We start from the raw sequence: 15,849 nt of genomic DNA on the forward strand, positions 1-15,849 counted from the left end.
TGTCCTAAAGGGTTGTTCGAGACTAGAACGTTGATAGGCAGGGTGTGTAAGCGTTGTGAGGCGTTGAGCTAACCTGTACTAATAGCCCGTGAGGCTTAACCATACAACACCGAAGGGGTTTTGATGGGCTCAATTGAGCGCATTGAATGTGTAGAGAATGAAAACAGCTTTCCGAATTAACCAAATTTGCTTGGCGACCATAGCGTTTTGGACCCACCTGATCCCATGCCGAACTCAGCAGTGAAACGAAACAGCGTCGATGGTAGTGTGGGGTCTCCCCATGTGAGAGTAGAACATCGCCAGGCACCAATTTAAACTTCTTAACCATAATGTTGAGAAGTGACTCTAGCGCTGATAATAAGCGAACTAGCAGTTTAAAAATAGATCTGCTGATATAGCTCAGGCGGTAGAGCGCATCCTTGGTAAGGATGAGGTCCCCAGTTCGATTCTGGGTATCAGCACCAGTGATTCAATAGTTTCAGCTATAAAAATTCACTTGGCGACCATAGCGTTTTGGACCCACCTGATTCCATGCCGAACTCAGAAGTGAAACGAAACAGCGTCGATGGTAGTGTGGGGTCTCCCCATGTGAGAGTAGAACATCGCCAGGTACTCATTTGAAAATCCTCTGTAGTAATACAGAGGATTTTTGCTATTTACGATTTAATTGCCAATCGTATTCATAGCGAAAACTTCGCTTTATTCTTTTATCATTAGCTAGCTTTGGACGATAGCGAATAAGGTGATCCAATAATTCATCTTGTGAACCAAAATCCTCAGCATACCATTGATAAATAGAAGATAGAATCAAATGTCGATGATTACTCTTAACGCCTTTATCGCTGTTAATGAATTCATAAGCAGCCTGTTCCAGTAAACGCTCAGTATTATCTGCAGTAAATGCTTCAGGTTGGAGATTGGGACAACCAAGGCTGGCACAATTGACCACATAATGAATTCTTGCGTCTTGCCAGATAGGCCGCAAAATTCGATGCTCAATATCATTAAGAGTCAGCTTTTGATTAGCGATTTCTATTAATGGTAGATCCCAAGGACCAAAGCGAAACCAGCCACCGATCTTGGTAATCGATGATACAGGATAATGGTCAATGACTACTTTGACAGTGAGTGCGTTATATAAGTTGATCCAGTAAGCGTACTGCTGTTGCTTATTTAGCGTTCTCGGATCTAGCCTTGTCAGGGTGTCAATATAAGCTTGTAATTTTTCTCGGTCCGAGGCTTGTAGATTGGCATAATCGAAAACGGTATGCATGCCTTGTTGAGATAGGTAGCTATCGAGCAGTTGTTGCCAAGTTTGATGAGAGACCTCTTGTGGATTTGATTGGTCATGTTGATCCCAGTAATTCCACAATTCAGATTTAGGTGCGGCGGTGATCGATAATGACCAGCATAAGGTTAAAAGCGACAGTAAGTATTTCATAGATTCCTTAATGAAAAAAAGCAGAATGCAGCCAGCAGACAGTGTAGTTCAAATGAGAAGATTAAAAAGTAAGGGCTGCCTAGGCAGCCCTTTTTCTAATAGTCGTTGAGTTATCTAAGCTAAAAAACGTGGTATTTTCGCTTCATATTCAGCGATTTTTGTCTCATGTTGTAGGGTGAGGCCTATATTGTCTAAACCATTTAACAAACAGTGACGTCGAAAATCGTCAATTTTAAAATGGTAGGTTTTGCCGTTAGCCGAAATAGTTAGGCTTTGTAGGTCAACATTAATGGTTGCTCCTTCGGTATGCTGAACATAGCTAAACAGCTCATCGACTTCTTGATCAGTCAGTTGTACCGGAATCATCTGATTATTAATCGAGTTGCCATAAAAAATGTCGGCAAAACTTGGGGCGATGATCACTTTGATACCGTAATCGGCCAATGCCCATGGCGCGTGCTCTCGAGACGAGCCACAACCAAAGTTTTCACGGGCAAGCAAGATACTCGCTCCTTGATAGCGAGGCTGATTCATGACAAATTTCGGGTTAGTTTTTTCACCTGCATCGTCTAAAAAACGCCAGTCATGAAACAGGTGCTTACCAAACCCAGTGCGATTGACCTTTTGTAAAAACTGTTTTGGGATAATCGCATCGGTATCCACGTTGGCGGCATCAAGAGGAACGGCTAATCCGGTATGTTGCTGAAATCCTGACATGGTGTTCTCCTTGAATTAAAGTTGACGAATATCGACAAAGTGCCCACTAATGGCGGCGGCGGCGGCCATCGCAGGGCTGACTAAATGAGTTCGGCCATCACGGCCTTGACGCCCTTCAAAGTTACGGTTTGAAGTTGAAGCGCAGCGTTCTCCCGGTGCTAAGCGATCGTTATTCATGGCTAAACACATTGAACAACCGGGTAATCGCCATTCAAATCCAGCTTCAATAAAAATCTTATCTAAGCCTTCTGCTTCCGCTTGTGCTTTGACTTGCTCGGAACCCGGCACAATTAAGGCTTGAACATGGGAAGCCACTTTTTTACCTTGTGCGACTAACGCTGCGGCACGTATATCTTCAATACGCGAATTGGTACACGAACCAACGAACACTTTATCCACCTTGTAATCAGAGAGCATTTTCCCAGCGTCTAACCCCATATAAGCTAATGCTTTTTCTGCGGAGTTACGCTCAACGGGATCGGTAAAGTCGTTTGGTGATGGAATCGGTTGATCGATAGCAATCACTTGTCCGGGGTTGGTTCCCCAAGTAACTTGTGGTTTGATTTCACTGGCATCAAGGATCACTTCCGCATCAAATTGCGCATCTGGATCGGTTTTTAGTGTTTGCCAGTATTTTATAGCGTCATCCCAATCACGACCTTGTGGCGCAAACTTGCGACCTTTAATGTAATTAAAGGTCGTTTCATCAGGGGCAATTAAGCCAGCTTTTGCGCCGAGTTCAATCGCCATATTGCAGACAGTCATTCGACCTTCCATGGAAAGGTCTTGAATGGCTTGCCCACAGAACTCAACCACATAACCAGTGCCACCCGCAGCGGTAGTTTTGCCAATGATGGCTAGCACAATATCTTTAGCCGTGATGCCGGGAGCCACTTTACCCCGCACTTCGATTTTCATCGTTTTGGCACGGCCTTGTTTTAAAGTCTGGGTCGCGAGGACATGCTCGACCTCTGAAGTGCCGATACCAAATGCGAGTGAGCCAAACGCACCATGTGTTGCGGTGTGTGAATCACCGCAAACAATCGTCATGCCTGGTAGTGTGATGCCAAGTTCTGGCCCCATGACATGCACAATACCTTGATATTTATGGTTAATATCATATAAGGTCACCCCAAATTCTGCGCAGTTTTTGGCAAGGGTTTGCATTTGAATCCGCGCCATTTCCCCCGACGCATTAATGTCTTTGGTGGTGGTAGAGACGTTGTGATCCATGGTGGCGAAGGTTTTGCTGACTTGACGTACCGAACGTCCTTTTTCACGTAGCCCATCAAAGGCTTGTGGAGAGGTCACTTCATGGACTAGATGGCGGTCGATGTACAAAATCGGCGTTTCTCCCGCAGCGGCAACCACCACATGGGCATCATAAATTTTTTCGTATAAGGTTTTTGCTTTTGACATTGCTTCTTCCTTGAGCTCTTTGAGCCAATGAGAGCCGATCATTGCCGACTTTGAATACTATGCGTTTAGAATATATTGTGCGATAACATCGCCCATTTCTGACGTTGATAGAGCGGGTTTTCCGCTAGCAAGATCGCCAGTTAGTTGTCCTTCTGCAAGCGCTTGGCTAACCGCTGCTTCAATTGATTGTGCAGCTTGCTCTTCGCCTAAACTATAACGGAGCATAAGCGCTGCCGAGAGAATTTGTGCGATAGGATTGGCGATGTTTTTTCCTGCTATGTCGGGGGCACTGCCACCTGCTGGTTCATATAATCCAAATTTGCTTTCGTTGATGCTAGCAGAAGGTAACATGCCCATTGAACCGGTGATCATCGCGCATTCATCGGAGAGAATATCACCGAAGATATTGGAACAAAGCATGACATCAAATTGAGCTGGATCTTTGATTAATTGCATCGTTGCATTATCGATATACATATGTGATAGCTCGATATCTGGATATTCCTTGCTTATTTCTGTTACGACCTCGCGCCATAAAATCGAACTTTGCAATACGTTAGCTTTATCGATAGAGCAGACTTTTTGGCGACGTAAGCGAGCTGATTCAAAGGCGATACGAGCGATTCGTTCGATTTCAAAGCGGTGATACACTTCAGTATCAAAGGCTTTTTCATTCGCCCCTTCTCCTTCGCGCCCTTTGGGTTGGCCGAAATAAATTCCCCCAGTTAATTCGCGTACAACGACAATATCAAAACCTTGAGCGGAAATATCGGCACGTAGTGGTGAAAAAGCTTCTAATCCACGATGAATTTTTGCAGGGCGCAAATTACAAAATAGTTGGAAATGTTTACGTAATGGCAGCAGAGCGCCACGCTCAGGTTGATCATTCGGTGGTAAATGTTCCCATTTTGGTCCACCGACAGAACCAAATAAAACCGCATCGGCTTCTTCACACGCTTTGAGGGTGCTCTCTGGTAGTGGACATCCATGATTATCAATGGCGATACCGCCGACATCATGTTCTTCACGTGTAAAGGTTAATGCATATTTCTGTTCAATCGCATCCAGCACTTTATGAGCTTGCTGCATGACTTCTGGGCCAATGCCATCACCGGGTAAAACGGCGATCCGGTAATTTTTACTTGTCATAGTCGTCCTTCTCTAATTTCTTATTTCAATTGTGTTTGCTAGCGCTAAATTTTATACGGTAGCGATTTTTTTATTCTGCTTTATCTCGGCAATTTGATCCGCTCGATGAATGCTATTGATGACATGAAGCAAGGCTTGTCCTGATGCCTCAACAATATCAGTCGAAACACCCGTACCATGATATTTTCGGCCTTTGTAATTTGCGATAATATCGGCTTGGCCTAATCCATCTTCACCTTCCCCTTTTGCAGTGAGGTCGAACTTATCTAAGACGATTTCATAACCAGTAACACGATAAATACATTGGTAGAGAGCATCGACAGGGCCATTCCCGACCGCTGCTTCACATTTCTCTTCACTACCGCATTGCAGTTTAATCGTTGTAGTGGCCATGACACTACCTGATTGTACGCTGAGGTAGTTTAACTTATAAAAATCATCCTCTTCGCGCAGATTTGAGAAGTGCATTAGCGCTTCTAGATCATAATCGAACACTTGGCCTTTACGATCCGCCAGTTTTAAGAAGTCTTCATATAATGCATCTAGGTTGTATTCGCTTTCTTTATAACCCATTGAATCCATATGGCTTTTAACGGCCGCGCGACCACTGCGGCTGGTTAAGTTCAGCACCTGATTTTTTAGCCCGATCGATTCAGGTGTGATGATTTCATAGGTGTTCTTATTTTTTAATACCCCATCTTGGTGAATGCCCGAAGAATGGCTAAAAGCATTTGCTCCAACAATGGCTTTGTTACTTTGTATTGGCATATTGCATAGCTGACTGACCAATTTACTGGTTCGACTAATCTCTTGGTGTCGAATGTTGGTGCGAACCTGCAAAAGATCTTGGCGAGTTTTTAAGATCATGGCTACTTCTTCTAGAGCACAGTTGCCCGCACGCTCACCAATACCATTAATCGTACCTTCAATTTGGCGGGCTCCAGCTTGAACGGCGGCAATAGAGTTAGCCACAGACATGCCTAAATCATCGTGACAGTGAACAGAAATCACCGCTTTATCAATGTTAGGTACGCGGTTAAACAGGGTTTGGATAATGCCACCAAATTCACTTGGAACGGTATACCCTACGGTATCAGGAATATTGATGGTTGATGCACCGGCATTAATGGCCGCTTCCACCATTCGACATAGATTATCAATCGGGGTTCTTCCTGCATCTTCACAAGAAAACTCAACATCATCAGTATAGTGACGAGCATGCTTAACCGCGTGAACGGCCATCTCTACAACATCGTCATAGCTGCGACGTAGCTTGTCTTGCACGTGGATGGTAGAGGTTGAGATAAAGGTGTGAATCCGAAAAGCCTCAGCCACTTTTAATGCTTGTGCAGCGGCATCAATATCTTTCTCAACGGCTCGAGAAAGGGCACAAATTCGGCTGTTTTTAATATGTTTGGCGATCGTTTGAACGGATTCAAAATCCCCGGGAGAGGAAACAGGAAAACCGGCCTCAATGACATCGATTCCTAGTCGTTCAAGAGCATAGGCGATTTGTAGTTTTTCTCTTACTGTAAGGCTGGCAGACAATGCCTGTTCACCATCACGTAATGTGGTATCGAATATAATAACTTGATCGCTCATATAGGCTCCCTGATCTCGACAGTTAATCGTTTACTTCCTGAATATACTTATAAAAAAACCCGCATCTCGATGCGGGTTTTATGTAATCTTGTGTGCTATTTTTCTTCCACAATCTACCCGCGCGAATGGTTCACGATAAGGAGTAGGCCCAGCAGGAGAGAAAAACGTGATGTCATCAGTAACATTCCACACAATTAAGTTAACAAATTAGTACCGCACTCAACCTGACACGTCAACCATTAAGTTGATTTTTTATTCATATCGAATCATTTTCTCAGAAATATATATCGACTATAAATGAAGTAAATTCATCGATTCACCAAAAAACAGTCACGGTTCTGTCATCTCTCTTACCTATGTTGAAAGGGGAGAACTCAATCAAGGAGGTGAGGCATGCGTACCCTCGAACCGATTGCTAAATTAGATTTGGCCTTTTCTATTTTTTGTCTACATCACAAGTTTAATCAGCCGGTGGCTCGATTTAGCAAAGCGATCTCTCATACCGGAGATGGGCATCTATACCTTATTTTTGGGTTGCTCGCTTGGACAACGGATGGCTCAAATGGGATGAATTTTTTAACGACTGGGCTTATTGCATTTGCCATAGAATTACCTGTGTATTGGGCACTTAAAAATAGTGTCCAACGCCGTCGACCGGAAGAATTCTCACCATTATTAACGGCTTTTATCACCCCTTCCGATCGGTATAGTTTACCGTCAGGGCATACCGCCGCGGCTTTTCTTATGGCGATCTTAATTGGTCATTTTTATCCTTCGTTGTTTTTGGGTGCTTTATTATGGGCAGGCGTGATTGGCTCTGCTCGTATCTTATTAGGCGTACATTTTCTCACTGACGTTATCATTGGTGCGATGCTTGGCACCAGCTGCGCCATGCTATCACTTTCGCTTATGGAGGGCTGGATGTGAGAATTTTATACGGTGTGCAAGGGACTGGAAATGGCCATATCAGTCGAGCGAGAGCGATGAGTCAAGCTTTTACAAAACACAAAGTATCGATTGATTTCTTATTTTCAGGAAGAGAAAAAGCGGATTATTTTTCCATGGAATGTTTTGGTGATTTTTATACTCGGCGAGGGCTGAGTTTTATCACGGTACGAGGGAAAGTCAGCTACTTAAAAACTGCGATGCGAACCAATCTGTGGGCTTTTTTACAGGAAGTGGATCAGTTAGATCTGGATGGTTATGATTTAGTCATTAATGATTTTGAACCCGTCAGTGCATGGGCAGCAAAGCGTCAAGCGGTTCCTTGTATTAGTTTGAGTCATCAAAATGCTTTTCGTTATTCGGTTCCACTTAAAGGCATAACTTGGCTTGATCATATAATTTTGCAGTATTTTGCTCCGGCTGATCACCATTTAGCTCTTCATTGGTATCACTTTAATCAAGCGATTCTTCCTCCGATTGTAAATACCCACTTATCATCAGGTGGCGGCAATGAGCACTTTATTTTAGTGTATTTACCTTTTGAGGAAATACATCAAGTGTGTGAATTATTGAGCCGTTTTTCTCATCATCGGTTTATTTGTTACCATCCAACCGTCTTGGATCACGCTATTGTGGAAAATATTGAATTAAAACCTTTATGTCATCGTGCTTTTCATGAGCATTTACACCGTTGTAATGGCGTTATTGCCAATGGTGGATTTGAGTTACCTTCTGAAGCGTTATCTCTGGGTAAAAAACTACTATTAAAGCCGCTTTCCGGTCAGTTTGAACAGCAAAGTAATGTGGCAACATTGGATCTACTAGGCTTAGCGAGTACGATGGATTTTTTAGATGCTTCTGTTATTGGCCGGTGGCTGAATGAGAAGCAAGCTGAACGGGTCAATTATCCGGATGTTGCTAATGCGGTGGCCGATTGGGTGATAAATGGCGCATGGAACGATCACTCAGCGTTATGTGATACGCTATGGAAACAGGTCGATTTTCCTGACTATGCTGCGATTAATTCGCTATGAGTTATATGATCTTTCTTATCTTATCTTATCTTTATGGTGAATGTTAAAATTTTCCATCCTTATATTTATTTGTCTCATCAATGCTTTGTAAAAAACCATCACTAAAATATTTTTATCTTTTTTTATGAAAAGTTAATGTTTTGAAAAATATTGACTTTTTTTCTAATCGGGTAAAATTTACTGACTTTTTATCAATCGTGTTGCTATTCAACAAATGAATGGTTGATAGTACAACTCAACCAGAAGTTATCTGGACACCCAATAATCTAATTTTCTATTCGCCAATCTGATTTGAATTGGTCACCTGTGACGAATTGAATAATAACAAGAGGCGTACTTCATGCTTAATAAAAAAGATCCCGTAAGCGCGATTGCTAGCTATCGTATGGAAAGCACGTTACGTAGTGTGGATTTAAATCTGCTCACGGTTTTTGATGCGGTAATGCAAGAGCAAAATATTACACGTGCAGCTCATAATTTGGGTATGTCACAACCTGCGGTCAGTAATGCAGTCGCCCGACTCAAAGTTATGTTTAATGATGAGTTATTCATGCGCCAAGGACGTGGTATTCAGCCGACTCAGCGTGCACGACAACTGTTTGGCCCGATTCGTCAAGCACTGCAATTAATTCGTAATGAACTACCGAGCTCTGTGTTTGCTCCAGAAACCTCAACGCGTTTGTTTAAATTGGCTATTTGCAGCCCTTGTGATATCCGCTTTGCACCAAAAATTATGACGAGTATCCATCAACAAGCCCCTCATGTTCAGTTACATTTAGATGCTGAGTTTGATCGAAAACTAGCAGAACGGATGCGTTATCAAGAAATTGATTTCGTGATTGATTATGCTTGTTTTGACGCACAAGGCTTTTCTAGTACAGAAATATTTCAAGACGAACTTGTTGTTGTGACTGCAAAATCTCACCCACGGATCCAAGGTAGTGTGACTCGAGAAGGTTTAGCCATGGAGCAACATGCCAAGCTTTCTAAAGTACATGGGCAACGCAGTTTTTCTGAACAGGCCTATCGAGATCTCGATTGTCACCCGAGTTATGAAGGAACCAGCCTGAGTAATGTGCTTTATGTGGTAGGGCAATCGGAATTGGTGACAATCGCCCCTCGTTGGATGGTGGAGCACGCAGCGAATAAATCGCAGTTACAAATACTGGCTTTCCCATTTGACAATGCTAGTATCAGCGGTTATTTAAGTTGGCATGAGTCGAGTGAGAAAGATAAAGGGCACATTTGGCTACGAGATCAACTTATGGTGATCTGTGGCGAAGTTGTTGCACGGAAGTAATGCTAATTGTTGTTTTATTTTAACCTTAGGTGGGCGAAAGTTCTGACCTGAGGTTTTTTTATTTTAGTTGCCTTGATATTTTGTAAAATTTTGATACGGGTCAGTTGTCTTTTTACTGGTTGAATGTACACTTGTGCGCTCAAAATAGAGCTTACGGGTGTAAGCTAAAGGTAAGAGAAATGGCCAATTTAGATTTTCATATTGTTAAATGCATTAAAGAACAAGTTTCTCTTGGCGGAAATCGTATCGCGTTACGGCATAAAGTCGGTAAAGAGTGGCAAGGGATTAGCTGGAAGGAATTTGGCCAGCAAATTGATCAGGTCTCTTTAGCTTTATTATCTTTTGGCTTAAGTGTGCAAGATAAAATAGGTATTTATGCTCCTAATATGCCGAAATGGACTATTGCTGATTTTGCTGCCCTGCAAGCAAGGCTGGTGACGGTACCCATTTATCCTACCAATACACCTGAGCAGTCGGCTTATGTCCTACAAAATGCTGATGTGAAAATCCTCTTCGTAGGAGATCAAGCACAATATGATGCCGCCCTATCGATTTTTGAACAATGTGAACAATTGCAGCTGATTGTTGCTATGAATGAACAAGTCGATCTAAAAGGATTTGTGCATGCTTTTTCTTGGGATGATTTTATCGCTCAGGGTTCATCTGTCCAAGAGGTCGAGTTAGCAGAGCGTTTAGCGGCTGCAACCTACGATGATCTTTACACATTGATCTATACCTCAGGCACCACTGGACAACCTAAAGGTGTCATGATTGATTATCGAAATATTGGAGCTCAGCTAGAAGGGCATGATCAGCGGTTAAGCTTATCGAGTGATGACGTATCTTTGTGTTTTTTGCCCCTTTCCCATGTTTTTGAACGTGCTTGGACTTGTTATGTTCTTTATAAAGGCGCGACCAACTGCTATTTGCAAGACGTAAGGCTGGTTCGTGAGGCATTGTCTGAAATCCGCCCCACAGTCATGTGTGCAGTACCACGTTTTTACGAAAAAATCTTCTCTGCTATACATGAAAAAGTAGCAAAAGCTCCCTTTCATCGTAAAGCCTTATTTACTTGGGCTGTCAACATGGGGGCGAAGATGGCGCTATGCAAACAAGAAAAACGTCAGCCATCAGTTTTCTTACGCTATAGCTATGACTGGGCGAATACATTAGTACTATCGAAATTACGCGAATTACTCGGTGGACGAATTCACTTTATGCCTTGTGGTGGGGCGAAATTAGATGAAACGATCGGGCGTTTTTTTCATGCTATTGGCATTAATGTGAAGCTTGGCTACGGTATGACAGAAACCACGGCGACGATCTCCTGTTGGGATGACGATGTGTTTAATCCTGATTCGATTGGATTATCCATGCCGGGCGTTGAAATTAAAATTGGCGAGAACAACGAAATTTTAGTTCGTGGGCCGATGGTCATGCGTGGCTACTATAAAATGCCGGAAGAAACCCAGCAAGCTTTTGATGAACAAGGCTTTTTAAAAACGGGTGATGCTGGTCATATTGATGAGTATGGTCACCTTTTTATCACCGATCGTATTAAAGAGTTAATGAAAACCTCTGGTGGAAAATATATAGCACCGCAAGTTGTAGAAGGGGCGATTGGTAAAGATCACTTTATCGAGCAGATTGCGGTCATTGCTGATACTCGTAAATTTGTATCCGCCTTGATCGTTCCTTGTTTTGATACGCTTGAATCATATGCTAAAGAGTTGAACATCAAATATCATGATCGGATAGAATTACTTAAGCACAGCCAAATTGTTGAGTTATTTGAAAAACGCGTGAACGATCTGCAGCAAGGATTGGCAAAATTTGAACAAGTAAAGAAATTCAAATTGCTGCCAAAAGCCTTTTCTATGGATCAAGGCGAGCTTACACCGACGCAAAAGCTGCGCCGTAAAGTGATTAATGATCGGTATCAACAGGAAATCGAAGAGATGTATCACGATAAGCCAAAAGATTAACCACGTTTTATTCCATCGACCTATTATGCTGTTTTTTAGATAGGTCGATGATTTTGCTCCTAAACGGCCTTTTTCCTCCCTTTTGATGCGTTCCGCTATAAAATTTTTCTCTTTTTTTTAACAAGTTAATCATTTTTATCTCTAGTTTTAAACGTTTATCCCACATTGAATCCTAATTATCGGTTTTTTCCCCTATATTGCTAAAAATGTGCCGATTGAGCGGTTAGACCGAATAAAAATAAAGGGGTAAAGTTGTGATGTTACTTAGCACAGGTTATGACCTGTGCAGGACATAGCCGAAAGCGGAGTGTTTTCGAATTAGGCTACGAATAAGCCCTAAACTATGTAAAACCTATCTCATTCACGGACCTTGTGATGAGAAAAAGGTAAGGAGAAAAATGACAATGTTACCCAGTACTGCAATGTTATCTGGTGCAGAGATGGTGGTTCAATCTCTCATCGAAGAAGGTGTAGAACAGATTTTTGGTTATCCAGGCGGCTCGGTACTTGATATCTACGACGCTTTGCACGAAAAAACCGATAAGATTAAACATGTTCTTGTTCGTCATGAGCAAGCGGCAACTCATATGGCAGATGGCTATGCTCGAGCGACAGGGAAACCGGGCGTAGTATTGGTTTGCTCAGGACCTGGAGCCACGAATACCGTTACTGGTATTGCCACCGCTTATATGGACTCCATTCCTATGATTGTGATTTCTGGTAACGTTGCGACCAACTTAATCGGTAATGATGCTTTTCAGGAGTGCGATATTGTGGGAGTGTCTCGCCCTATCGTAAAACACAGTTTTTTGGTGAAAGACGCGCAGGATATTCCTGAAACGATTAAAAAAGCTTTTTTTATTGCCTCAACGGGCCGCCCTGGCCCGGTTGTGATTGATCTTCCTAAAGATGTAATGAATCCGCTGATCAAATTTCCGTATCAGTATCCACAAACCATACAAATGCGTTCGTATAATCCGACAACGTCTGGGCATAAAGGGCAAATTAAGAAAGGGTTAAAAGCACTATTAGCTGCAAAAAAACCGGTACTATATATTGGTGGTGGCGCGATTATTTCACAAGCAGATAAGCAAATTCGTCAACTTGCGCAAGCGTTAAACTTACCCGTTGTGAGTACATTGATGGGGCTGGGAGCTTTCCCAGGGACACATAAAAACTTCCTCGGTATGCTTGGTATGCATGGTGTGTATGAAGCCAATATGGCGATGCATCACGCTGATTTGATTTTTGGAATTGGCGTACGGTTTGATGATCGAACGACGAATAATCTGGAAAAATATTGCCCGAATGCCAAAGTCATGCAAATTGATATCGATCCTTCTTCGATCTCGAAGAACGTGAAAGTTGATTTACCTATCGTGGGTTCTGCGGATAAAGTTTTAGCAAACATGCTGACATTGCTCGAAGAACAAGCGGAAGGAAACGATAGTCAAGCGATAGATCAATGGTGGCTTGATATTCAAAGTTGGCGTGATCGGCAATGTTTAAGTTATGAGCCATCTGTCGATCGAATCAAGCCTCAGCAAGTGATTGAAACATTATTTAAGCTAACCAAGGGCAAGGCGTATATCGCCTCGGATGTGGGGCAACATCAAATGTTTGCGGCGCTCTATTATCCTTTTGATAAACCTCGCCAATGGATTAACTCTGGAGGCCTTGGCACCATGGGCTTTGGTTTGCCTGCCGGCATGGGAGTGAAATTTGCCTTACCTGATGAGGAAGTCGTGGTAGTGACAGGAGATGGTAGTATTCAAATGAATATCCAAGAACTCTCAACCGCTCTGCAATATGGCATTCCGGTTAAGATCATTAACTTAAATAACCGCTTCTTAGGTATGGTAAAGCAATGGCAGGATATTATTTATCAGGGGCGTTATTCTAACTCTTATATGAGTTCTGTTCCTGATTTTGCTGCTATTGCCGAAGCTTATGGTCATGTAGGGGTTCGAATTACTAATCCAAGTGAATTAGAACCCCAGCTACAGCGAGCGTTAGACATGAAAGATCGCTTGGTGTTTGTGGATATTCATGTTGATGAAACCGAGCATGTTTATCCGATGCAGATTAAAGGCGAAGGAATGGATAAAATGTGGTTAAGCAAAACGGAGAGAACTTAATATGAGATACATTATTTCATTATTACTAGAAAACCAGCCGGGAGCGTTATCACGGGTGGTTGGATTGTTCTCTCAGCGTGGTTATAACATTGAAACGCTCAACGTGTCTCCAACGGATGATGAAACATTATCGCGCCTGACGATCACCACGACATCCGATGAAATGCAACTCGAGCAGATTCAAAAGCAACTGCATAAGTTAATTGATGTATTAAAAGTACAGGAAGTTTCGGAGTTTGAGCATATTGAGCGTGAATTGATGCTGGTAAAAGTGAAGGCGAGTGGGTTTGCTCGTGCAGAAGTAAAACGAACGGCTGACATATTCCGAGGGCAAATTGTTGATGTGACTGCCGCGCAATATACCGTTCAGTTAACCGGAACCAGTGATAAATTAGATGCATTTATTGACGCGATTGCCGAAGTTACAGATGTGATTGAAGTCGCCAGAAGTGGTGTGGTTGGGATGACTCGTGGAGAACGAGCATTACGAGGCTAGTCTTTTCCGCCTCCATTGCATATCAATAAAAAACCAGCCGATTTGGGCTGGTTTTTTAATTGTCTATCTTGCCGTTACACGATCAGTGCAAAATACGGGCACGAATCGTACCATCAATGCTCTTCAATTTAGCTAAGGCCTCTGCTGAGCGGGCCGTTTCAACTTCAATCACCACATAACCAATGGTTGCATTGGTTTGCAAATATTGTGCTGCAACGTTAATCCCGTCTTGTGCAAAAATGGTGTTGATCTGAGTCAGAATACCCGGGCGATTTTCATGAATATGTAATAGGCGCGAACAATCACGATGTTGTGGTAGAGATACCTCAGGAAAGTTAACACTAGAGAGCGTTGAACCATTATCGGAGTATTTAGCCAGTTTTCCTGCAACTTCAATTCCAATGTTTTCTTGTGCTTCTTGGGTTGAGCCTCCGACATGAGGAGTCAGCAGGACATTATCAAACTCAATCAAAGGTGACTCAAATGCTTCTTTATTTGAACCTGGTTCTGTCGGAAATACGTCAATAGCGGCCCCAGCAATATGACCAGATGCCAGTGCATCACACAAGGCTGGAATATCAACTACCGTTCCACGAGCAGCGTTAATAAAGATAGAACCTGGCTTCATGCGAGCAAATTCGTCTTTACCCATCATGTTTTTGGTTTCAGGTGTTTCGGGTACATGAAGGGAAATAACATCACACTTATTGAGCAATTCACTCATGGTATGAACTTGTGTTGCATTTCCTAAAGAAAGTTTACTTTCTATGTCATAAAAATAGACTCGCATGCCTAAATTTTCTGCGATGATGCCGAGCTGTGTGCCAATATGCCCATAGCCGACAATACCTAAACATTTGCCACGAGCTTCGTATGAATGATCGGCACTTTTTTTCCAGATTCCGCGGTGAGCCAGGGCATTTTTTTCAGGGATACCACGTAGCAGGAGCAGAATTTCTCCTAATACTAGTTCCGCGACACTTCGGGTATTGGAGAATGGAGCATTAAATACCGGAATACCTCGTTTAGCGGCAGCATTAAGGTTGACTTGGTTGGTTCCAATACAGAAGCAGCCAATCGCAACCAATTTATTGGCCGCATTGATCACTTTTTCTGTCAAATTGGTGCGCGAACGAATGCCAATAAAATGTACATCTTGGATCGCTTCAATCAGTTCTGATTCTTCCAAAGATCCTTTATGGTATTCAATATTGCTATAGCCAGCAGCTTGCAAAACTTCTACTGATGATGGATGAAGTCCTTCAAGGAGTAGGATTTTGATTTTGTCTTTTTCCAGTGAAACTTTGGCCATTATTCTCGTCCTTAAATATGGGATGGTGGGCTAATCAAGCAAACGCCAAGTAAAACGTAGATTATTTGACTTTTTTTATTCAACGCAAACGTTTTCCCTGTGTTGCTACACCCCATTAAACTAACAAATATTTTGTCATTTGGGTAAGGAAATTACGTAATAAGAAATAATTTTCTTATAGAAAAACCGAAAAAAACGGCACTTAGTGTGCCGTTTGTAATCAAATAACAAAAAAGTGTAGTTTTTATCAATCTTATTCTTCGATTTTAGCACCTTGTGCTGTTCCGGTAATGACTACATCGGCTCCACGG

At 42.5% G+C, this 15,849-nt stretch carries 12 protein-coding genes, 1 tRNA gene and 3 rRNA genes; 10 read left to right on the forward strand and 6 right to left on the reverse strand.

Features of this window, described 5'->3' with window-relative positions:
- The 4 genes from CAG57_RS03965 to rrf (CAG57_RS03980) all read left to right on the forward strand — a co-directional run.
- Positions 1-103 (forward strand): 23S ribosomal RNA (locus tag CAG57_RS03965); the annotation flags it as partial.
- 86 nt (positions 104-189) lie between these two features.
- Positions 190-305, forward strand: a 5S ribosomal RNA gene (gene rrf / locus CAG57_RS03970).
- Positions 306-388: 83 nt separating this feature from the next.
- Positions 389-464: transfer RNA gene (locus CAG57_RS03975), tRNA-Thr, on the forward strand.
- A gap of 31 nt (positions 465-495) precedes the next feature.
- Positions 496-611 (forward strand): 5S ribosomal RNA (gene rrf / locus CAG57_RS03980).
- A 41-nt stretch (positions 612-652) separates the two neighbouring features.
- On the opposite strand, the gene CAG57_RS03985 is transcribed toward rrf (CAG57_RS03980), so the two are convergent.
- The 5 genes from CAG57_RS03985 to leuA form a co-directional block, all read right to left on the reverse strand.
- Positions 653-1,441, reverse strand: coding sequence for a DUF547 domain-containing protein (locus tag CAG57_RS03985; protein WP_161430616.1), 789 nt, complete (start codon positions 1,439-1,441; stop codon positions 653-655).
- A gap of 114 nt (positions 1,442-1,555) precedes the next feature.
- Positions 1,556-2,158 carry a 3-isopropylmalate dehydratase small subunit gene (gene leuD, locus CAG57_RS03990; RefSeq protein ID WP_161427437.1) on the reverse strand — a complete coding sequence of 201 codons (603 nt, stop codon included), beginning with the start codon at positions 2,156-2,158 and terminating at the stop codon, positions 1,556-1,558.
- Between the two features lie 15 nt (positions 2,159-2,173).
- A complete protein-coding gene (gene leuC, locus CAG57_RS03995; protein WP_161430613.1) occupies positions 2,174-3,577 on the reverse strand; it encodes a 3-isopropylmalate dehydratase large subunit in 1,404 nt (467 codons plus the stop codon).
- Between the two features lie 57 nt (positions 3,578-3,634).
- On the reverse strand, positions 3,635-4,726 hold the full coding sequence (gene leuB, locus CAG57_RS04000) for a 3-isopropylmalate dehydrogenase (protein ID WP_161428494.1): 1,092 nt from the start codon (positions 4,724-4,726) through the stop codon (positions 3,635-3,637).
- 51 nt (positions 4,727-4,777) lie between these two features.
- On the reverse strand, positions 4,778-6,328 hold the full coding sequence (gene leuA, locus CAG57_RS04005) for a 2-isopropylmalate synthase (protein WP_161428493.1): 1,551 nt from the start codon (positions 6,326-6,328) through the stop codon (positions 4,778-4,780).
- A gap of 393 nt (positions 6,329-6,721) precedes the next feature.
- Between leuA and CAG57_RS04010 the strand changes: the two genes are divergently transcribed.
- The 6 genes from CAG57_RS04010 (at position 6,722) to ilvN (ending at position 14,226) form a co-directional block, all read left to right on the forward strand.
- Complete coding sequence (locus tag CAG57_RS04010) at positions 6,722-7,255, forward strand: phosphatase PAP2 family protein (RefSeq protein ID WP_161428492.1); 534 nt, start codon at positions 6,722-6,724, stop codon at positions 7,253-7,255.
- Positions 7,252-8,307 (forward strand): MJ1255/VC2487 family glycosyltransferase, encoded by a 1,056-nt coding sequence (locus CAG57_RS04015; protein ID WP_099610534.1) that lies wholly within the window; start codon positions 7,252-7,254, stop codon positions 8,305-8,307. The genes CAG57_RS04010 and CAG57_RS04015 overlap by 4 nt, the downstream gene beginning before the upstream one ends.
- A gap of 340 nt (positions 8,308-8,647) precedes the next feature.
- On the forward strand, positions 8,648-9,607 hold the full coding sequence (leuO, locus tag CAG57_RS04020) for a transcriptional regulator LeuO (RefSeq protein WP_099610535.1): 960 nt from the start codon (positions 8,648-8,650) through the stop codon (positions 9,605-9,607).
- Positions 9,608-9,786: 179 nt separating this feature from the next.
- Positions 9,787-11,592, forward strand: a complete 1,806-nt coding sequence (locus CAG57_RS04025) for an AMP-dependent synthetase/ligase (protein ID WP_161428476.1) — start codon at positions 9,787-9,789, stop codon at positions 11,590-11,592.
- 404 nt (positions 11,593-11,996) lie between these two features.
- Complete coding sequence (locus CAG57_RS04030; RefSeq protein ID WP_161428475.1) at positions 11,997-13,730, forward strand: acetolactate synthase 3 large subunit; 1,734 nt, start codon at positions 11,997-11,999, stop codon at positions 13,728-13,730.
- Between the two features lies 1 nt (position 13,731).
- Positions 13,732-14,226, forward strand: coding sequence for an acetolactate synthase small subunit (gene ilvN / locus CAG57_RS04035; RefSeq protein WP_099610538.1), 495 nt, complete (start codon positions 13,732-13,734; stop codon positions 14,224-14,226).
- An 82-nt stretch (positions 14,227-14,308) separates the two neighbouring features.
- Here ilvN and serA read toward each other — a convergent pair whose 3' ends face one another.
- Positions 14,309-15,538, reverse strand: coding sequence for a phosphoglycerate dehydrogenase (gene serA, locus CAG57_RS04040; protein ID WP_161428474.1), 1,230 nt, complete (start codon positions 15,536-15,538; stop codon positions 14,309-14,311).
- Between the last annotated feature and the right edge of the window lie 311 nt (positions 15,539-15,849).

This window comes from Vibrio sp. V30_P3S12P165 (assembly GCF_009904905.1).
Lineage (GTDB): Bacteria > Pseudomonadota > Gammaproteobacteria > Enterobacterales > Vibrionaceae > Vibrio > Vibrio fujianensis.

Excerpts from the sequence above, each read along its gene's own strand:
- leuB (WP_161428494.1), bottom strand. The coding sequence starts at position 4,726 with ATGACAAGTAAAAATTACCGGATCGCCGTTTTACCCGGTGATGGCATT.
- serA (WP_161428474.1), bottom strand. The coding sequence starts at position 15,538 with ATGGCCAAAGTTTCACTGGAAAAAGACAAAATCAAAATCCTACTCCTT.
- CAG57_RS04030 (WP_161428475.1), top strand. The coding sequence starts at position 11,997 with ATGTTACCCAGTACTGCAATGTTATCTGGTGCAGAGATGGTGGTTCAA.
- ilvN (WP_099610538.1), top strand. The coding sequence starts at position 13,732 with ATGAGATACATTATTTCATTATTACTAGAAAACCAGCCGGGAGCGTTA.
- CAG57_RS03985 (WP_161430616.1), bottom strand. The coding sequence starts at position 1,441 with ATGAAATACTTACTGTCGCTTTTAACCTTATGCTGGTCATTATCGATC.
- leuO (WP_099610535.1), top strand. The coding sequence starts at position 8,648 with ATGCTTAATAAAAAAGATCCCGTAAGCGCGATTGCTAGCTATCGTATG.
- leuD (WP_161427437.1), bottom strand. The coding sequence starts at position 2,158 with ATGTCAGGATTTCAGCAACATACCGGATTAGCCGTTCCTCTTGATGCC.
- leuA (WP_161428493.1), bottom strand. The coding sequence starts at position 6,328 with ATGAGCGATCAAGTTATTATATTCGATACCACATTACGTGATGGTGAA.
- CAG57_RS04010 (WP_161428492.1), top strand. The coding sequence starts at position 6,722 with ATGCGTACCCTCGAACCGATTGCTAAATTAGATTTGGCCTTTTCTATT.
- CAG57_RS04025 (WP_161428476.1), top strand. The coding sequence starts at position 9,787 with ATGGCCAATTTAGATTTTCATATTGTTAAATGCATTAAAGAACAAGTT.
- leuC (WP_161430613.1), bottom strand. The coding sequence starts at position 3,577 with ATGTCAAAAGCAAAAACCTTATACGAAAAAATTTATGATGCCCATGTG.